Origin of the sequence: Variovorax sp. ZS18.2.2 (genome assembly GCF_024701975.1) — a bacterium.
Taxonomy (GTDB): Bacteria; Pseudomonadota; Gammaproteobacteria; order Burkholderiales; family Burkholderiaceae_C; genus Variovorax.
In genome coordinates this window covers 301631-321412 of sequence record NZ_JANLNM010000005.1, presented here as the reverse complement: position 1 = coordinate 321412, position 19782 = coordinate 301631, and the positions used below count along the sequence as shown (strand labels likewise).

At 67.9% G+C, this 19782-nt stretch carries 14 protein-coding genes; 8 read left to right on the top strand and 6 right to left on the bottom strand.

All coding sequences use genetic code 11. The annotated features are described in order from the left end of the window. Window positions 1-79: 79 nt before the first annotated feature. The 4 genes from NU688_RS20775 to apaG are packed head-to-tail and all read right to left on the bottom strand — an operon-like array spanning window position 80 to window position 4967. Window positions 80-1297 carry a YbdK family carboxylate-amine ligase gene (locus NU688_RS20775; protein WP_257862691.1) on the bottom strand — a complete coding sequence of 406 codons (1218 nt, stop codon included), beginning with the start codon at window positions 1295-1297 and terminating at the stop codon, window positions 80-82. Then, window positions 1294-2565 carry a cation:proton antiporter gene (locus NU688_RS20770; RefSeq protein ID WP_257862690.1) on the bottom strand — a complete coding sequence of 424 codons (1272 nt, stop codon included), beginning with the start codon at window positions 2563-2565 and terminating at the stop codon, window positions 1294-1296. Before NU688_RS20770 ends, NU688_RS20775 begins: the two co-directional genes overlap by 4 nt. Continuing rightward, a complete protein-coding gene (locus tag NU688_RS20765) occupies window positions 2562-4544 on the bottom strand; it encodes a site-specific recombinase (protein WP_257862689.1) in 1983 nt (660 codons plus the stop codon). Before NU688_RS20765 ends, NU688_RS20770 begins: the two co-directional genes overlap by 4 nt. A gap of 27 nt (window positions 4545-4571) precedes the next feature. Then, window positions 4572-4967: a Co2+/Mg2+ efflux protein ApaG gene (apaG, locus tag NU688_RS20760; RefSeq protein WP_257862688.1), complete on the bottom strand. Its 396-nt coding sequence runs from the start codon at window positions 4965-4967 to the stop codon at window positions 4572-4574. 60 nt (window positions 4968-5027) lie between these two features. On the opposite strand from apaG, the gene rpe reads away from it, so the two are divergent. Further along, a complete protein-coding gene (rpe, locus tag NU688_RS20755) occupies window positions 5028-5720 on the top strand; it encodes a ribulose-phosphate 3-epimerase (RefSeq protein ID WP_257862687.1) in 693 nt (230 codons plus the stop codon). On the opposite strand, the gene NU688_RS20750 is transcribed toward rpe, so the two are convergent. After that, the gene (locus tag NU688_RS20750; protein WP_257862686.1) at window positions 5710-5979 is read right to left on the bottom strand and encodes a hypothetical protein; all 270 of its coding nucleotides are present in this window, start codon (window positions 5977-5979) and stop codon (window positions 5710-5712) included. The two genes, rpe and NU688_RS20750, sit on opposite strands and share 11 nt — an antisense overlap. Before the next feature lie 156 nt (window positions 5980-6135). On the opposite strand from NU688_RS20750, the gene NU688_RS20745 reads away from it, so the two are divergent. The 3 genes from NU688_RS20745 to ligD all read left to right on the top strand — a co-directional run bounded on the left by NU688_RS20745 (window position 6136) and on the right by ligD (window position 10751). After that, a complete protein-coding gene (locus NU688_RS20745; RefSeq protein WP_257862685.1) occupies window positions 6136-7134 on the top strand; it encodes a succinylglutamate desuccinylase/aspartoacylase family protein in 999 nt (332 codons plus the stop codon). 65 nt (window positions 7135-7199) lie between these two features. Further along, window positions 7200-8183, top strand: a complete 984-nt coding sequence (locus NU688_RS20740; protein ID WP_257862684.1) for a Ku protein — start codon at window positions 7200-7202, stop codon at window positions 8181-8183. A 21-nt stretch (window positions 8184-8204) separates the two neighbouring features. After that, complete coding sequence (ligD, locus tag NU688_RS20735; protein WP_257862683.1) at window positions 8205-10751, top strand: DNA ligase D; 2547 nt, start codon at window positions 8205-8207, stop codon at window positions 10749-10751. A gap of 135 nt (window positions 10752-10886) precedes the next feature. Here the strand turns inward: ligD and NU688_RS20730 are convergent, their stop codons facing one another. Beyond that, on the bottom strand, window positions 10887-11705 hold the full coding sequence (locus tag NU688_RS20730) for a transglutaminase family protein (RefSeq protein WP_257862682.1): 819 nt from the start codon (window positions 11703-11705) through the stop codon (window positions 10887-10889). 272 nt (window positions 11706-11977) lie between these two features. Between NU688_RS20730 and NU688_RS20725 the strand changes: the two genes are divergently transcribed. The 4 genes from NU688_RS20725 (at window position 11978) to NU688_RS20710 (ending at window position 19780) form a co-directional block, all read left to right on the top strand. After that, window positions 11978-12130: a hypothetical protein gene (locus NU688_RS20725; protein ID WP_257862681.1), complete on the top strand. Its 153-nt coding sequence runs from the start codon at window positions 11978-11980 to the stop codon at window positions 12128-12130. A gap of 59 nt (window positions 12131-12189) precedes the next feature. Then, window positions 12190-14385 carry a catalase HPII gene (gene katE / locus NU688_RS20720; protein WP_374684666.1) on the top strand — a complete coding sequence of 732 codons (2196 nt, stop codon included), beginning with the start codon at window positions 12190-12192 and terminating at the stop codon, window positions 14383-14385. Between the two features lie 257 nt (window positions 14386-14642). Then, window positions 14643-17444, top strand: coding sequence for an ExeM/NucH family extracellular endonuclease (locus NU688_RS20715; protein WP_257862679.1), 2802 nt, complete (start codon window positions 14643-14645; stop codon window positions 17442-17444). 197 nt (window positions 17445-17641) lie between these two features. Continuing rightward, the gene (locus NU688_RS20710) at window positions 17642-19780 is read left to right on the top strand and encodes a CHAT domain-containing protein (RefSeq protein WP_257862678.1); all 2139 of its coding nucleotides are present in this window, start codon (window positions 17642-17644) and stop codon (window positions 19778-19780) included. Window positions 19781-19782: the final 2 nt, after the last annotated feature.

Below are 19782 nucleotides of genomic sequence, written 5' to 3'. Positions count from 1 at the left end.
GGCACGCGGCGTATCCATTGGGCGCTCTGCCTGCCCCCATCCCAACCTTCCCCCCAGAGGGGGAAGGAGCAAAACGGATTCAGGCCGCGCCGCGGAACCTGAGCGCCGCCTGCCGCACCACCTCCGCCAGCAACCGCTCCTTCCCCTGCTTCTCCCGCAACCATCGCGCGTCATTGCGGTTGGTTTCCACGCTGGTGCGCAGTTCGCCCAGCGCCTGCGTGGCGTTGAGCGCCTCGCTGTGCCATTCGAGCTGCGTCATCGTCATCAGGATGTGGTCGCGCAGCGGCATGTGCTGGCCGCTGGCCGGGTCGACATACACCGCATCGAGCCCGAAGCGGCAGGCCTGGAAGCGGTTGTAGGTGTAGACGAGGTAGTCGTCTTCCGTCGGCTCGAAGGGCTGCTCCTGCAGGAACCATGCGGCGAGCGACTGCACATAGCCCGCGAGCGCGGCGGCGCGTTCCACTGTGAGCGGCGTGTCGAACACGCGGATCTCGATGGTGCCGAACTCGGGCTTGGGGCGGATGTCCCAATAGAAGTCCTTCATGCTGCGCACGACGCCGGTGCGGGTCATGCGCTCGAAGTACGCCTCGAACTCCTTCCAGCTCAGCGTGAACGGCGCGCGGCCCGAAAGCGGGAACGCGAACACCGAGTTCAGGCGCGCCGAGTCGAACTGCGTGTCCTGCCCCTGCACGAAGGGCGACGAGGCCGACAGCGCAATGAAGTGCGGGATGTAGCGCGACATGCGGTGCAGCATCAGCAAGGCCGCATCGGCATCGGGACAGCCGATGTGCACGTGCTGGCCGAAGATGGTGAACTGCTTGCTCAGGTAGCCGTACAGCTCCGAGAGTTCGCGAAAGCGCGGCTTGTCGTAGATGCGCCGCTCGTGCCATTGCTGGAACGCATGCGTGCCGCCACCGACCACCGCGATGTTGAGCTTGTCGGCGTTCTTGATGAGCGCCTCGCGGATCGGCGAGAGCTGCTTGATCACGTCCGCCGCCGAATGGCAGATGTCGGTGGAGATCTCGATCATGCTCGAGGTCATCTCGGGCACCACGCTGCCGGGCAGCGGGGTCTGCGCCATCAGGCGCAGCATGTCCTCGGCGTAGGGCGCGAGGTCGTAGTCGTGCGTGTTGACCAACTGCAGCTCGAGCTCCACGCCGAGCGACAGCGCCTCCGACTTGTTGAAGGGCTCCAGCTTGACCGCGCGGCTCTCGGGATCGGCCGCCAGTGGCGCCGAGCGCACGTCGTCGCTGTCCGGGTCGATGGTGGTGGATGTAGTGGGAAGAGCGGTACTCATCGCTGCGTGTCCTCGGTGGTGCTGAAGGCCTGGGGCGCCCAGGGCACCGAACTCTCGCCGACCGCATGGATGGCCACGGTGGCGAGCACGGCGCCCACCAGCTCCATCAGCAGGATCGACGGCAGGGCGACCTGCGTGATCATGGTGCCGAGCAGCGGCGACGCGGTGGCGAAATTCGATGCGATCAGAAGCGCGATCGACGACAGCGGCGACATCGCGCAGCCGACCCAGAAGGCCTGCTTCCAGCTCGCGCCGCTGCCGGGGTTGGCAATGGCCACGCCGGCGATCTTGGCGACCATGCGCACGCCGATCACGGCCAGCACCACGCTGGCCACCGGCAGCGTCCAGTCGGCTTGCGCCGCCACGATGGACACCAGCACGAACATCAGCATGGTGAGCAGCGAGGCCGCGGTGCCGAGTTGCCGTTGCCAGGCCCAGGGCTTGGGGTTGAGCGTTTTCAGCAGCACGCCGCCGATCAGTGCCGCGAGCGGCGCCGAGCCGCCGACGTGCGCGGTGAGCGCCGCGCCGGCCGCGATGAGCGCGAGCAGCAGGATCGAGGTGTTCTCGCTCGTCGGGCTCATCACGCGCAGCGCGGTGCGCAGGGCCAGCGCCATGATCGCGCCGACCACGAACGAGAGGCCGAGCACCACCGCCACCGGGTAGAGCTTCTGCAGCAAGGTCTGCGGCGCGCGCTCGATGAGGCCGGCCTGCGCATAGCCGAGCGCGAGCGCATAGAAGGTGTTGAGCGTGGCCAGCGTCATCGCGCGTTCGGTGACGGGGCCCGCGGCACGGGTGTCGATGATCACGCGGCTCAGCACCGCCGGCGAGGCGACGATGGCCATCAACGCGATCGGATTGGCCACCGGCTCGGGCAGGCCCAGCAGCGTGAGCACCCAGTACACGCCGAAGTAGGTCAGCGTGGCTTCGAGCAGGCTCTGCACCAGCACCATCGGGTTGTGGCGGAACCAGCGCAGCGGCAGCCGGCCACCGGCCTCGAACAGCACCACGGCCACGCCCAGCTCCAGAAGGAACAGGCTGATGCCGCGCAGCGGCCAGATCGCGCCCTCGAAGCCGGCAAAGCCGACGACCGCGCCGACCAGCGAATAGCCGATCACCTTGGGCAGCCCCAGGTAGCGTCGCACCAGGTGGCCGGAGGCGGCGGCGGCCGCCAGCAGCAGCGACCACAGCACGGTGGGCAGGCCGGCCGAGGGGCGCACCCATTCGGACCAGAAACCCAGCAGATCGTTGATGAAGCTCGTCAAATTCATGCAGGTAGAAAGAAGCTCACAGGCCGGCTGCGCCAGCGCGCCCAGATGGCGCTGCGGATGCGGGCGCGGTCACCGAGGCTCACGCTGTGCGCGCGCAGCGCGAGGCGGAAAGCGAAATAGAAACTCACGCTCACATTGAGCGCGCCGATCACCGGGATCGCCGCCACCGCCCACCAGAGGGCGGGCTGCTGCAGCACCGACAGGCCCGTGGACGCCGCGGCCGCGGCAATTTGCCCGGCCGAGAGTGTCACGTGACGCACATCCAGCCCGAGCCCGAAGAAACCCGCGAACGCGGGCAGGAGGCCCAGCATGAGTCCCAGCGAGATGTTGGAGGCGAAGCCTGAGATGTGTGTGCGCATGAAGGTGGCCCAGCGGCGGGCCCGGGCGGCACCCAGAAAGGCGCCGATGCGTGGGTTGTAACGCATGGCGGAGTCCAGGCGATGCAGGACAAAGGCGTTTTCTGTCCATCCGGCGACGATGCTGGCCGAAAACAGCAGGATGCCGGTGATTGCCGCGAAAAGCGCGGTCGGACCGGCGAGCGAGAGCGAATGCAGCGTGGCCGCGGCATGCGCCGCGTCGAGCAGCGGCCGACCGAGTGCGTACTGCACCAGAAGCGCGAGACCGACCATCGCCGGCACCACCACCAGCACATTGCCCAGCACCGCGGCCACCTGCGAGCGCACGAGGTTGGCCACCTCGTCGACGAAATCGTCCACCGCTCCGTCCGCCTTGATGTCGCGCAGCCGCGCCGCGAGCGCCGGCGCCGTCATCGCGGGCTGCTTGGTGGCGAGCGTGAGGTGCAGCAGCTGGATCGCGACGAAGCTCGCCGCATACATCAGGCCCGAGGCGAGGCCCGCCCAGAAGGCCGACAGCGCCAGCGCATAGATGCCGAACTTGAGCAGCACCGTCACGGCGGTGAGCGCGCCACCGCCCGCGGCCTTCTTCACCATCTGCAGGTAGCTTGCGCGGTCGCGGGTGATGTAGTGCTCGCCGGTCTCGGCGCTGCGCTCGGTCACCTTGGCCGCGAGCATCGAGGAGTTCGTGGCGATGAGCGCGCGGATGCTGTTGCGCTCGCCGCCCGCCAGCACCAGCTTGCCGATCAGCCGCGCCACGCTGGGCGCGGGCGAGGGCGACATCAGGCAGTCGAGCAGTTCGCGGATGCGCAGCACACGCTCGCGCAACTGGCGCAGCCGGAACACCAGGCCCACCGAGATGCCGTTGTCCTCCAGGTGCGTGTAGACCGACGAGGCGCTGGCGCGGCAGGCGTCGAGCCGGTCGCGGAAGGCCACGAAGGCGGCCTGCAGGGCTTCTTCGCTTTCTGCGCCGGCGGGCTGCTCGAACATCTGCTCGCGCAGTTCGTCCAGGTCGGCCATCAGCGCGTGGAAGGGGCGTGCTTCGTGGTGATCCGCGCTGATGCGCAGGCGCAGCTCGGGCGAGAAACCCGCCGCCACCACCTGGCTGCCGCAGTAGGTGACCGCGTCCATGAGCGTGTGGCGCCAGCGCGGTGAGCCGTCGGCATCCACGTTGGCATCGCCCAGCAGCGCACCGATGCGGGCGAGCTGGGTTTCGTCGAGCAGCGCGATCCAGCCCGCGTCGAATACGCCGGGCAGCACCATGCGGAACAGGTCCGATGCATCGGTGGTCTCGGGCGTGCCCGGCAGGATCTTGCGGCGCAGCCGTTCGCTCAGTTCGCTCACGAAGGCGGTGCGCGGCGCGAAGCCGTAGTCGGCCAGCAGCGTGGTCAGGTCCACCGATTGCGTGAACACGCGCCACCAGGCGCGCAGGCGCTCGCGCAGTTCGGGACGCGCCTCGACGGCATCGAGCAGCAGAGACACGCGGCCCATGGCCGCCTGCGGCGATGCGCGGTCACCGCGCAGCCAGTCGAAGAGGTTGATGAGCCAGATGTGGCGCTGCGCCACATCGGCCGTGGGGTCGAGGCCGGCAAGCAGCCCCTGCAAGTCGCGCGATGCAGCAGCCATGGGGGAGCGGGGGAAAGAGGGGCGTGCCTAGTGCAACACGCGGGAAACCGGGGCGCCGCCGATGTCGGCCTCAAGCACGAACATGGGAACCGGAACGTCGAAGCGCTCGCCTTCCTCGCTCACCACGAAGAAGCTGCCATGCATCGTGCCGCTCGCGGCCTGCAGCCGGCAGCCGCTGGTGTAGCGGAACGATTCGCCGGGCGCCAGCAGCGGCTGCTGGCCGATCACGCCGAGGCCCTTGACTTCCTGCGGATGGCCCGAAGCGTCGTTGATGAGCCAGTGGCGCGCGATCAGTTGCGCGCCCACCGTGCCCACGTTGGTGATGGTGATCGTGTAGGAGAAGGTGTAGATGTTGTCCTTCGGGGAGGACTGGTCGGCCAGGTAGCGCGGCTCGACCTGGACGCTGAAGGGGCTGTGTGACATGGGGCGGATGGTAACGGAGGCCTTTCCTCGGATTTCCGCTCGCTGCGAGAATCCGGGGTTATGAGCACCCCGTTCCGCATCGCCCCCTCCATCCTTTCCGCCGACTTCGCCCACCTCGGCCAGGAACTGACCGACGTGATCGCCGCCGGCGCCGACTGGATCCACTTCGACGTGATGGACAACCACTACGTGCCGAACCTGACCTTCGGCCCGATGATCTGCCAGGCGCTCAAGCCCTACGCCAAGAAGGCGGACGGCACCCCGGTGCCGGTCGACGTGCACCTGATGATCCAGCCGGTCGACGCCCTGGCGGCCTCTTTCGCGCAAGCGGGCGCCGACTACATCAGCTTCCACCCCGACGCATCGCCCCATGTGCACCGCAGCATCCAGGCCATCAAGGCCGCGGGCTGCAAGGCGGGGCTGGTGTTCAACCCGGGGCTGGGCCTGGAGGCGCTGGACTGGGCCATCGACGACATCGACCTCATCCTCATCATGAGCGTGAACCCCGGCTTCGGCGGCCAGAGCTTCATCGACTCGGCCCTGCGCAAGATCGAACTCGCGCGCAAGCGCATCGAGCAGAGCGGGCGGGACATTCGCCTCGAAGTGGACGGCGGCATCAAGGCCGACAACATCGCGCGCGTGGCCTCGGCCGGTGCCGACACCTTCGTGGCCGGCAGCGCGATCTTCAACGCCAAGGACTATGGCGCGGTGATCGCCGAGATGCGCAAGCAACTGGCCGGCGTCAGCGCCTGACCTTGTCGTTGTAGACGCGGTCGGCCTCCGGCCCGCGGTCGGTGTCGACCACGCCGCGTTCCACGTCGTCGTGCGCCTGGCGGCCTACCTTGGGCGGCTGGCCGTCCTGGGTCTGCTGGCTGTCCGAGGACTGGTCGTGCTCGTGCGGCAGGCGGGGCGCCGATTCGCCGCCCTGCTCGACCTTGGTCTTGCCGCCGCCCGCGTCCTTCGATGGGGCTTTCGGGTCGGTGGGCGGGGTCTTGCTTTGGGTTTTGGTCATGCGATGGCTCCTTCGTGGCATTGCAGGCAAGCCTGCCCCGGCGAGGGCGCGCAGGCGGTAGGACATGCAAGGCAGGCCCTGTAGGTGGCCGCTCGGGTGCTATGAAACGGATAGCGGCTTTGCGCCCGATGAGAGGCCTCCGCAATAATCCCCCGCATGTCTTCCGATCCTTTTGCCGGCGCGGCGACCGACAGCCTGCGCATCCACACCTTCGCCTCGCTCCACCCCGGCCCCCGTTTCCTCGTGATCGGCGGCGTGCATGGCGACGAGACCTGCGGCACTGCGGGCGTCGAGCGCATCCTGGCCGAGTTCGATGCCGGCACGCTGCAACTGCAGCGCGGCGAACTGACGCTGGTGCCCGTGGCCAACCCGCTCGCGCGCCGGCGCCTGCAGCGTGAAGGCGAGCGCAACCTCAATCGCCTGTTCCGCCCGACCGACGAACCCGCCGACTACGAAGCCCGCATCACCAACCGCCTGGCGCCCGTCATCGCGCGCCACGAGGTGCTGCTCGACCTGCACTCCTTCCAGAGCGAGGGCGAGGCCTTCGCGATGATCGGCCCGCGCGACAACACCGGCACGCTGGAGCCCTTTGCCCGCTCGCACGAAGAGGGCCAGCTCGCGCTGCACATCGGCACGCCGATCGTGGTGGAAGGCTGGCTCGACATCTATGCCGCGGGCCTTGCGCAGCGCGCGGGCGGCGCGCCGGCCGACGAAGCCGCGCTCGACTTCGGCCGCGGCACCAACGAATACATCCGCAGCTGCGGCGGCTACGGCGTCACGCTCGAATGCGGCCAGCACCAGGACCCCGAGGCGCCCGAGGTGGCGTGGCGCGCCATCCGCCGCACGCTCGCGCTGCTCGGCATGGCGCCGCTGCCGGCCGGCCTGCCCGCCGCATCGGCGCAGCCCCAGCTGCTGCGCCTAGCCAGCGTGACCGATCGCCTGCATGAAGAAGACAGCTTCGTGCGCGACTGGGCCACCTTCGACGAGGTGCAGCGCGGCGAGCCGATCGGCATGCGGCACGACGGCACGCTGCTGAGCGCACCCGACGACGGCTTCATCGTGTTCCCCAACGCATTGGCACAGCCGGGCGCCGAGTGGTTCTACTTCGCGCACCCGAGCGAACGCGTGCTCGGGCCGGTGGCCGTCACGGCCTGACGCCGCGTTCCTACACCGCGCGGCCAGGGGCGCGGCACACATTCCGAATCTGAAGGAGTGTGCCCATGCCCGTCTCGAAAAAAGCCCCCGCGCCGCGCGTCCTGTGGAAGGGCGCGATCAGCTTCGGCCTCGTCCACATCCCGGTGGCGCTCTATTCGGCCACCACCGACCACGGCATCGACTTCGACTGGCTCGACAAGCGCAGCATGGACCCGGTCGGCTACAAGCGCATCAACAAGAAGACCGGCCGCGAAATCGCGCGCGAGAACATCGTCAAGGGCGTGGAGTACGAAGACGGCGAGTACGTGGTGCTCAGCGACAAGGAAATCGCGGCCGCCTACCCCAAGACCACGCAGACCATCGAGATCGAGACATTCGTGCCGGCCAACGGCATTCCGTTCGTGTACCTGGAGCGGCCGTACTACGTGGCGCCGATCAACAAGGGCGCCAAGGTCTACGCACTGCTGCGCGAGACGCTGCAGCGCAGCGAGCGCGTGGGCGTCGCCCGCGTCGTGATCCAGACCAAGCAGCATCTCGCGGTGCTGGTGCCCGTCGGCCCTGGCCTCGTGCTGAACCTGCTGCGCTGGGGCGCCGACATCCGGCCGTGGAAAGACCTGCCGCTGCCGTCCGAAGACGCGAAGAAAGCGGGCCTCACCGAGCGCGAACTCAAGATGGCCAAGCAGCTCGTCGAGGACATGAGCGGCGACTGGGAGCCGATGGAATTCAAGGACGAGTTCAAGGACGAAATCCTGCGGCTGGTCGACCGCAAGGTGAAGGCCGGCCAGACGGAAACCGTGACGCAGCCCGAGCCAGAAGAGGGCCAGTCCACCGAGGGCAAGGGCGCCAAGATCATCGATCTCACCGAACTGCTGCAGCGCAGCCTGCGCAACAAGGGCGGGAAGACGAAGGCCGCGGCCAACGACGAAGACGAGGAAGAAGATGAGCCCGCGCCCCGCGCCAAGCCGGCGGCGAAGAAGCGAAAGCCTGCCGCAAAGGCCGCCTCGAAAACGGCATCGAAGACCACCACTCGCCACCGCCGCGCGGCCTGAGGCGCCTTCGTCATCTGTGCCATGGGGACCCGCACCGCATCGACCGCGCACAAGGCGCTTTCCCGTTACCACGGCAAGCGCGATTTCTCGCGCACGCCGGAGCCCAAGGCGGGCGGCCGCGCGGGCAAGGGCGTGCTCTCCTTTGTCATCCAGAAGCACCACGCGAGCCACCTGCACTACGACTTCCGGCTCGAACTCGACGGCACGCTCAAGAGCTGGGCCGTGCCGAAGGGCCCGTGCCTCGATCCGATGGTCAAGCGCATGGCGGTGCATGTCGAGGACCATCCGATTTCGTATGCGGATTTCGAAGGCACCATTCCGCCGAAGCAATACGGCGCGGGCACTGTCATCGTGTGGGACCGAGGCGATTGGCTGCCGGATGGCGATGCACGCAAGGCGCTGGCGGCCGGCAAGCTCAAGTTCGAGCTGCGCGGCGAAAAACTCAAGGGCCAATGGACGCTGGTGCGCATGCACGGCAAGGGCGACGAAAAGCACGAACCGTGGCTGCTCATCAAGGAGCGCGACGATGCGGCGCGCGATCTCGCCGACTACGACGTGCTCGAAGAGCAGCCCGCGAGCGTGCTGACCGGCCGCGGCGTGGACGAGGTGGACAGTCCGCCGAAAAAAGCAGCGCCCGCCAAAAAGGCCGCGGCGAAGAATCCCACGAAGAAGGCGGTCAGGAAAAAGACCGCGTTGCCCGCCACCTTTCAACCGCAGCTCGCGACCCTCGCAGCGTCCCCTCCGTCATCGCCCGACGACTGGCTCTACGAGCTCAAGTTCGACGGCTACCGCCTGCTCGCCCGCATCGACAAGGGCAAGGTGCGCTGCTTCACCCGCAACGGCCACGACTGGACCGACAAGCTGCCCGCGCTCGCCAGGGCCCTCGCGAAGCTGCCGACCGATTCGGCCTGGCTCGACGGCGAGATCACCGTCGAGGGCGACAACGGCGCGCCCGACTTCCAGGCGCTGCAGAACGCCTTCGATCGCGGCACCACGTCGTCCATCGTCTACTGGCTGTTCGACGCGCCCTTTCTCGACGGGCAAGACCTGCGCGACGAGCCGGTCGAGGAACGGCGCGCGCACCTGGCCCGCCTGCTGGGCAAGCGGCCGCCGGCACCGCTGCGCCTGAGCGATGCGTTCGAGGCGTCGCCGCGCGACCTGCTGGCGTCGTCCGCGCGCATCGGCTTCGAGGGCATCGTCGGAAAGTTGAAGGGCTCGCCGTATGTATCGCGCCGCTCGGCCGACTGGATCAAGCTCAAGAACCAGCAGCGCCAGGAGTTCGTGATCGGCGGCTACACCGCGCCCAAGGGCGCGCGCGCGGGGTTCGGCGCGCTGCTGCTCGGCGTGCACGACGACAAGGGACGGCTGCGCTATTGCGGCAATGTAGGCACCGGCTTCAACGCGGATCGGCTTGCCGACATCAAGGTGCGGCTGGACAAGTTGGCCACCGACGATTGCCCCTTCAAGCCCGCGCCGGACGGTGTGAACGCGAAGGCCCAATGGGTCAAACCCATGCTCGTGGCCGAGGTCTCCTTCGGCGAATGGACGCGCGAAGACCGTGTGCGCCAGGCGGTGTTCCAGGGGCTGCGCGCCGACAAGCCCGCGCGCAGCATCGTGCGCGAACGCGCGTCGCAACCCGAGGCCTCGGCTGCGACGCCCGCGAAGAAGCAAGGAGCGAAGGCACCCATGGCATTGAAGATCTCCCACGCCGACCGCGTGATCGATGCGAAGAGCGGCATCACCAAGGGCGAACTCGCCGCCTACTACGACGCGGTGGGCACGCTCATGCTGCCGCACCTGCGCGGGCGGCCGGTGTCGCTGGTGCGCGCGCCCGACGGCGTGGGCGGCGAGCTGTTCTTCCAGAAGCACATCCAGAACCGCGAGATACCCGGCGTCAACCTGCTGGACCCCGCACTCGATCCGGGCCACGAGCCGCTGCTGCAGATCGACAGCAAGACCGGGCTCATCGGCGCCGCGCAGATGAACGTCATCGAGCTGCACACCTGGAACGCCACCTCGCGCGCCATCGACCGGCCCGACCGCATGACCTTCGACCTCGACCCCGGCGAGGGCGTGGGCTGGCCGCAGATCCAGGAGGCGACGATGCTGGTGCGCACGCTGCTCGACGAACTGGGCCTGCCTTCGTTCCTCAAGACCAGTGGCGGCAAGGGCCTGCACGTGGTGGTGCCGATCCGCCGGCAGTACGGTTGGGACGAGGTCAAGGGGTTTTCGCAGGCGGTGGTGGTGCACCTGGCGCAGACGATTCCGGACCGCTTCGTCGCCAAGAGCGGGCCGCGCAACCGCGTGGGCAAGGTGTTTGTCGACTACCTGCGCAACGGCTTCGGTGCGACGACGGTCAGCGCGTGGTCGGCGCGATCGCGCCCGGGGCTGGGCGTGTCGGTGCCGGTGGCATGGGACGAGTTGCCCGCACTCACCGGCGCCGCGCAATGGACCATCGCCAACGCGGCCGAGCGCTTCGCCACGGGCAACAAGCCGTGGGCGGCGCTGGAGCGCAGCCGCAAGGGCATAGCAGCGGCGATGAAGATGCTCGATTACAAGCCGCAGTAGTGCCCGGTTTTTCTCCCTCCCCCTCTGGGGGAGGGTTGGGGTGGGGGCACGACGGCCTTAAGAAAACGCAGCGCCTCATCGAAGGCCTGCCCCCATCCCAACCTTCCCCCAAAGGGGGAAGGAGCAAACCCGTCGCTACTGCAGCACTTCCTCCGTCGTCACATCGAAGCGCTCCAGCGTGTTCGCGCCGAACACCATCGTGATCGGCACGTCCGCCGCATCGCGCCCGCGCGCCATCACCACGCGGCCGATGCGCGGCGTGTTGTGGCGCGCATCGAAGGTGTGCCAGCGGTCGCCCAGGTACACCTCGAACCACGCGCTGAAGTCCATCGGAAAGCGCACCGGCGGAATGCCGATGTCGCCCAGGTAGCCGGTCACGTAGCGCGCCGGAATGTTCATGCAGCGGCACAGCGTGATCGCCAGGTGCGCGAAGTCGCGGCACACGCCCGTGCCCTCGCGATAGCCTTCGAGCGCGGTGCGCGTGGCGCGGGCGTTCTGGTAGTCGAAGCGCAGGTGGTTGTGCACGAAGTCGCAGATCGCCTGCACGCGGCCCCAGCCCGGCGCCACGTTCGTGAAGTTGGCCCAGGCGAACTGCAGCAGTTCGCTGTCGACTTCGCAATAGCGGCTGGGCAGCACGAAAGGCAGCGCGGCCACCGGCAGGTCGGCCGCCGCATGCTCGATGGCGCCCAGGTCGACCGGGTCGGGCGCGCCGGTGTCGTACACGGTCGCCTGGTTGCGCAACCGCACGCTGCTCACCCCCAGCGGCACATGCACGCGCGCGCACTGGTTGCCGAAGCTGTCGCTGTAATGGTCGGTGATGAGCGGCGGGCTGATGGTGATGTTCTCGCTGCCCTGGATGTCGGCGGCGCGCGAAGGGTGCACCTGCAACATGTAGATCAGCGCGGTGGGGGCGGTGACGCCCAGCTGGATGTCGTATCCGATCCTGATCTGCATTGGATTTCTTCCCTGGATGAACCAACCGGTGAGGCGACCGGTGCGCGTGAGACGCCGAGAACACGACAAGCACGATCGGTGCCGTCTTCGGCCCATGCTATGCGACAGAGGTGTCCGAAGCCGCGCGCCACATCCCGCAAACCCTCGTAGTCGCGCTCCTACCGCCGGGGCGCGCGCCCTCCCACATGCGAGGGCGGGGCGCCACTACGGGTAACAGACGGTGCAAAACATAACCTCAGGTTCTGTTCAGACTGATTCCTTGGAGGGAAATCATGGAGTTCGCAACCCTGTTCGATTCGCTCACCGGTGCGTGGGGCGACGAGATCCTCGTCTGGGCCGTCGCCGCCGTTGCGGGATGCATCTGCCTGGTCGCCGTGGCCAACGTGCTCGACATGTTCCTCGACAACAACAACGAAATGGGCTGAGTGGGGCTGACTGCCTTCTCCCATCTCTCCCTCACGACATGAAAGATTCCAGGTCCCCGATGACGCCACAGAACAAAGCCGCCGCAGGTCGCCGCGCCAATGCCACCAAGACCACCAAGTCCGGTGACGGCCGCAACGCCAAGCAGCTGCAGCTCGATGGCTTCACCACCGAGCATCCCGCGCACCTGACCACCAACCAGGGGCTGCAGATCCCGGACAACCACAACTCGCTCAAGGCGGGCGTGCGGGGACCCACGCTGCTCGAAGACTTCATCCTGCGCGAGAAGATCACGCACTTCGACCACGAGCGCATTCCCGAGCGCGCGGTGCATGCGCGCGGTTCGGCGGCGCATGGCTATTTCCAGGTCTACAAGTCGATGTCGCAGTTCACCTCGGCCGACTTTCTGCAGGACCCGGACGTGAAGACGCCCGTTTTCGTGCGCTTCTCGACCGTCGCGGGCTCGCGCGGATCCGCCGATACGGTGCGCGACGTGCGCGGCTTCGCCGTCAAGTTCTACACCCGCGAGGGCAACTACGACCTGGTGGGCAACAACATCCCGGTGTTCTTCATCCAGGACGCGATGAAGTTTCCCGACCTCATCCACGCCGTGAAGCCCGAGCCGCACCACGAGATGCCGCAGGCCGCGAGCGCGCACGACACCTTCTGGGACTTCGCCTCGCTCATGCCCGAGACCACCCACATGCTGATGTGGGCGATGAGCGACCGCGCCATTCCGCGCAGCCTTCGCATGATGGAAGGCTTCGGCGTCCATACCTTCCGCTTCGTCAACAACCGCGGCGAGAGCCACTTCGTGAAATTCCACTGGAAGCCCAAGCTCGGCATCCACGGCCTGGTGTGGGACGAGGCACAGAAGATCGCCGGCAAGGACGCCGACTTTCATCGCCGCGACCTCTGGGAAGCCATCGAGAACGGCGACTTCCCCGAATGGGAGCTCGGCGTGCAGATCGTTCCGGCCGACAAGGAGCATTCGCTCGGCTTCGACCTGCTCGACCCCACCAAGCTGATTCCCGAAGAAATGGTGCCCGTGCAGAAGATCGGCAAGCTGGTGCTCGACCGCAACCCCGACAACTTCTTCGCCGAGACCGAGCAGGTGGCCTTCCACCCCGGCCACGTGGTGCCCGGCATCGACTTCAGCAACGACCCGCTTTTGCAGGGGCGCCTGTTCTCGTACACCGACACGCAGATCTCGCGCCTGGGCGGCGCGAACTTCCACGAGCTGCCGATCAACAAGGGCGTGTGCCCGTTCCACAACTTCCAGCGCGACGGCATGCACCGCCAGACCATCGCGCGCGGCCAGGTGGCCTACGAGCCCAACACGCTGGGCAGCGGCACCGAGTTCCGCGTCGATGGCGGCAGCAACGGCTTCCAGTCGTTCCCCGAAGAGATCGATACGCCCAAGGTGCGCCGCCGCAGCCCTTCGTTCGACGACCACTTCACGCAGGCGCGCCTGTTCTTCAACAGCCAGAGCGCGCCCGAGAAGGAACACATCATCGCGGCCTTCCGCTTCGAGCTTTCCAAGCTCGAGGTGCCGGCCATCCGCCAGCGCATGGTCGACAACCTCGCACATGTGGACGAGAAGCTCGCGCGCCGCGTGGCCGAGCCGCTGGGCATCGGCGAGCCCGATGCCAAGGCGGCGGCGGGCCGCTCGGGCTTTCGCGACCATCGCATCGCGTTGCCGATCGACGAATCGCCCGCGCTCAGCATGGCCGACACGGGCGACGGTTCGATCCGCACCCGCAAGATCGCGATCCTCGTGGCCGACGGCGTCGATTCGGCGTCGCTCAAGCCGATCCGCGATGCGCTGGAACAGGCCGGCGCGCAGTGCAAGGTCGTCGGCCCGCGCCTGGGCACCGTGGCCAGTGCGTCCAAGCGGCAGATCGATGTCGACATGACGTTCGCCAACACGCCCTCGGTGATGTTCGATGCGGTGCTGGTGCCGGCCGGCACCGACAGCGCGGCCGCGATGGCGGCAACGGGCGATGCCGTGCACTTCGTGCTGGAAGCCTACAAGCACTGCAAGGCGATCTGCACGGTGGGCGAGGGCGTGCAACTGCTCTCGACGTTGGGCATCGGAGCGGACAGCGACGCGCCCGCGGGCGTCATTGTGGCGGCCACACCGGTCACCAATCTGGGCGACAGCACGGCGGCCACGCAGATCGCGCACGACTTCATCGCGGCGATCGCCAAGCATCGTCACTGGGACCGGGCGAACATCGACGCCGTGCCGGCCTAGCAGGCGGTCGAACGCCGAATCCGGCTCATCCGCCGGGCACTCTCTCATCCGATCCTCGCTTGCACTTCACGCCGTCACGCGCTGACGGGGAAGCGCCGCGCCTTGTGCGAGCTGCCTGTCCTGCCTATCGCAAGGGCGGCTGCGGCAGCCCGCGCAATTACCCATGCCAAGCCCGCGTTTCTTGGAGGTGACACACAAGAGCCATAGAAACAGCCGCTGTTCGACCGCTGTTTCTTACTTCACTCAAAAAATTCCACATGACGCATCCAGCATCGAGGCCACTCTGGCAGTTCAAGACGTTGGCACTGACCCTGGCTCTCGTGCTGACCGCCTGCGGTGGCGGCGGCAATGGGGGCGCTTCGTTCCCGCTGATCCCCCCGCCTTCGGGCAATGCGCCGCCGGTCACGACACCGCCGGAAACCCCACCGGTCACGCCGCCCACCTGCTCCGCCGCCGTGCCGGCCAATGCGCCGCTCACGGCCATATCGGCCATCCAGGGCACGGGCGATCTGAGCCCGATGGCGGCGCAGGCCGTGACCGTGCGCGGCGTGGTCGTCGGCGATTTCCAGAACACCGGCACCACCAGCGTCAAGCTCAATGGCTTCTTCGTACAGCAGCTCGTGCCCGACGCCGATCCGGCGACCTCCGAAGGCATCTTCGTGTACGCGCCGGGCGCCGCCACGCGCGTGGCCGTGGGCGACTATGTCCAGGTCTCGGGCGCCGTGACCGAGTTCGGCCAGACCGCGGGCGCCAGCGCCAAGCCCGATGCCATCACGCAGATCGCGGGCACCAGCGGCGACCCGCTGGCCATCAGCGTCTGCGGCAGCGGTGTCGTCATCGCGCCCACGCAGATCACGCTGCCGGTGGCCGATGAATCCACGCTGGAGCGCTACGAAGGCATGCTGGTCGAGATCGCGCAGCCGCTCGCCGTGACGGAACTCTTCGAGCTCGGCCGCTATGGCCAGATGGTGCTGTCGCTCAACGGGCGGCAGTTCAACTTCACCAACGGCAACGCGGCCGCCACGCATGCACAGAACCTGCTCTCGCGCATCGTGCTGGACGACGGCGCCTCGCCGCAGAACCCGAACCCCATTCCCTACCTGAGCGCGCCCGGGACCGACGGCACCCGGCGCATGGGCGACACGACGCAGAAGGTCACCGGCATCCTGAGCCACAACTTCGGCGCCTACCGCATCCAGCCGACGGTGGCACCGGTGTTCGCAGAGACCAATGCGCGCCAGCCCACCGCACCGGTGGTCAACGGCGCGCTGAAGGTCGCGAGCTTCAACGTGCTGAACTACTTCACCACGTTCCTGAACGGAGAAACCGCCTCGGGCCAGACCGGCCAGGGCTGCTCGTTCGGCACGGGTCCGGCTGCCGCCGCGAACTGCCGTGGCGCCAACAACCTCAATGAGTTCCAGCGGCAGCAGGCCAAGATCGTGGCCGCCATCGCGGGGCTCGATGCCGACGTGCTCGGGCTGATGGAAATCCAGAACACCGACGTGGCCACGGACGACCTGCTCGCAGCCCTGAACGCCAAGGTTGGCGCGGGCACCTACGCCGCCGTTCACAGCGGCGTGTTCGGCACCGATGCCATCAAGGTGGACATCCTCTATAAGCCCGCGAAGGTCCAGCGCGTGGGCAACGCCGTGCTGCCGACCGGCACGGACCTGACCGACTACACGGCAGCCAGCGGACGGCCGCCGCTGGCCCAGCGCTTCAGCGCGGTGGGCAACAACGGCGGCTTCTGGTTCGTGGTCAACCACTTCAAGAGCAAGGGCAGTTGCCCGAGCACGGGCGACATCGACCAGGGGCAGGGTTGCTTCAACCTCGCGCGCATCCAGCAGGCGAAGGCGCTCAACAGCTTCGTCGCCAAGCTCAAGCTCATGGGCGCGCCCCAGACCGAGGCCGACGTGCTGATGATGGGCGACTTCAACAGCTACCTGCTGGAAGACCCGACCAAGGAACTGGAAGCGGTCGGCAACGAGAGCCTGCTCAAGCGCATGCCCGCCAACGACCGCTATACCTACGTCTTCGGCGGCGAGACCGGTGCGCTGGACCACTCCTACGCCTCGGATTCGCTGAAGACACAGGTCAGCGGCGTGAGCGTCTGGCACATCAATTCCGACGAGCCGACCGCGCTGGACTACAACACCGACTTCACCACCGACGACCGCTATGCGCCCACGCCCTTCCGCGCGTCGGACCACGACCCCGTGCTGGTCGGCCTGACGCTCGCGGCCGATGCGGCCGTGACGCAACCCATCGTCACCGCGTCGATCCCGTCCGCCGTGAAAGTGGGCGAGACCTACAGCGTGAACATCTCGGAAGCCACGCCCGGAGGCACGGCCACGGTGACTTCCCTGTCGGTCGATTGGGGCGACGGCACCGCCGCCACGACGGCACCGGGCACGGGCGTGGTCACGCACACCTACGCGGCCGCGGGCACCTTCAACATCGTGGTCACGCTCACCAACTCGGCCGGCCAGACGGCCACGCAGTCGGGCGGCGTGACTGTCAGCACGGTGGTGGTGGTGACGCCACCCGGCGCGCCGGACCTGTTCATCAGCGAATACGTGGAAGGCTCGGCGACCAACAAGGCGCTGGAGATCTACAACCCGACCGCGTCGGCCGTGGACCTCAGCCTGTACACCCTCAACCTGTATTCCAACGGTGCGGCCGCGCCGAGCAACTCTGCGCCGTTGACCGGCTCCCTGCCGGCCGGTGGCGTGCTGGTGCTGGCGAACAACGGCGCCACCGCGGCCTTCAAACCGCCGGGCACGGTCATCAACAGCACCGTCATCAACTTCAATGGCGACGATGCGCTGACGCTGGAAAAATCCGGCGTGGTCATCGACCGTTTCGGCCAGGTCGGCACCGACCCCGGCACCGAATGGACTGGCGTCGGCGGCATCAGCACGCTGAACCAGACCCTGCGCCGCAAGCCCACCATCAAGGCCGGCGACCGCAACCCGGGCCTCGCCTTCGATCCGTCGGTGCAATGGGACAGCTTCCCCATCGACACCTCCGCGGGCCTGGGCGCACACACGGTGAATTGAGCAAGCGGCGAAACCGGCCCCCGCGCCGGTTTCGCCTTCATGACTTAGTCCTTTTGCGCTAGACCGTATTGCGAATAGGCGCGGAGGGTACCCCCTCCTAGACTTTCCCCACGAGGCCTGAACGGCGCGCACTTCCGCGGCGTCGAGCATCTGTTGCAACACCAGCAGCAGGTGCACCGGCCGCGTGCGGGGGTCCAATGGCTTGGTTTTCAAGATGGGGATGGGAGCGCCCTGCACGTCGTCGTGCGGGAATCGCAGGCGCGCTCGGTCTGGCCGGCATTCTTCTGCTGGGCTTCGGCCCCCCGGTCTCGGCGCAGCCGAACGCCGAAGCCGCGGCCGGCAAGGCCGAGCAGGCGCGGCTGGCCGACACCGACACCTTGCTGGCATTGACCAGCGAAGGCGCAGTGCTTTACGGGCAGGACGCGGTCAAGCTCTCGGGCTATCAATACTGCAGCCAGGCCGTCGCGCTGGCGGAGGCCGGCGAATTCCGCCAGAGCATCCGCGCCGCGAGCAAGGCGCTGCACCTGGCCAACGCCACGCGCGATCCGAACCTCATGGCCATGGCCAATCGCGACCTGGCCATCGTCTACAGCTATTCGGGCCAGCTCGAAAAAGCAGAAGAGTTCGCCCGCGAAGCGCTCAAGCACCCGGCGCGCGACCCCAAGCTGGTGGTCGGCCCCGCGCAGAAGGTGATCGGCGACGTGCGCACGCGCCGCGGCGATTTCGCCGGCGCCGTGCTCAGCTACGACGAGGCGCTGGCCAACAGCTCGCCGCGCTATGCGCCGCTGGTGCAGGCCTCGCTGGTCAACGCGCTCATCGAATCGGGTGACCCCGCACGGGCACGCGAAGTGCTCGGCACCATGGCACCGCCCAAGGACGCACCGCTCACCGCGCAGCTCGACCGCACCCGCGCCCGCCTGCTGCTGGCCGAGAACAAGCCGGCCGAGGCGCGCGACATGTACCGCGCGCTCACCGCGCGACAGGTCGGCGCCGACACCGAGTACTACCGCCTCTGGGCCTGGGACGGCGTGGCGCGCAGCGAAATGGCGCTGGGCCAGAAGCAGGCCGCGGCCGAGGCCGTGGGCCAGGCGCTCGGCGGCGTGGACAAGGTGCGCGCCAGGTTCCGCAGCGAAGAATTCAAGATGGGCCTGTTCTCGGACCTGCAATCGGTGTTCGAGCGCGGCGTGTCGGTCTACAGCGACGCGGGCGATGCGCGCGCCGCCTTCGAGGTCAGCGAGCACAGCCGCTCGCGCGCGCTGCTCGATGCGGTGCGCGGGCGCGCGAAGGTCAGCGAGCAAGCCACCAGCACCGTCGACCTCGCCACGCTGCAGCGCACGCTGGCCGCCGACGAGCGCGTGGTGCAGTTCCACTCGCTGCCCGACCGGCTGGTGGTGTGGGTGGTGAGCCCAAGCGCGATCCAGGAGAAGACGGTGGCCGTGAAGCGCGACGAGCTCAACGAGCTGGTCGAGACTTTCCGCAACTCCATCGTGCGCGGACGCCGCACCGCCATCACCAACGCCGACAAGCTCGGCGCCGCACTGCTCGGGCCGCTCGGCCTCGCGCCGGGGCAGCGCCTGATCATCGTGCCGCACGGTCCGCTGCATTACCTGCCGTTCCAGGCGCTGCGGCTGGATGGCCGCTATGTGATCGAGACGCACCCGGTGTCGGTCGCGCCGTCGATGAGCATCGCGGTGCAGCTGGCGCAGCGCACGCCGCGCGTGAACGCCTCGCTGGTCGCCTTCGGCAATCCACGCATCGAGGACAAGTACGACCTGCCGGGCGCCGAGACCGAGGTGAAGCAGCTCGCACAACTCTTCCCGCGCAACACCGTGTTCATGGGCGCGGCCGCCACCAAGACGCAGTTCCGCGACGTGGCCGCGCGCTCGCCGCTGATGCACGTGGCGGCGCACGCCGAGGCCGATGCGGTCGATCCGCTGTACTCGCGCATCCTGCTGGCCAACGAAGGCGGAAAGCAGAATTTTCTCGAAGCGCACGAGATCCTCGGGCTGCCGATGGAAGGCACTGCATTGGTCACGCTCTCGGCCTGCGAATCGGGGCTCGGGCGCATCGCGCAGGGCGACGAGGTGCTGGGCTTCACGCGTTCGTTCCTCTCGGCGGGAAGCTCCAGCCTGATCGCCTCGCTGTGGCCCGTGTCGGACGACGCGACCGCGGTGCTCATGAGCACGCTCTACGGCGAACTCTCCAAGGGCCGCGACCTGCAGAAAGCGATGCAGGCCGGGCAACTGGCCGTGTTGAAGGACCCCAAGATGTCTCATCCCTTCTTCTGGGCGCCGTTCAACCTGATCGGCAACTGGCGCCTGACGGTGGGGAGCTGAAC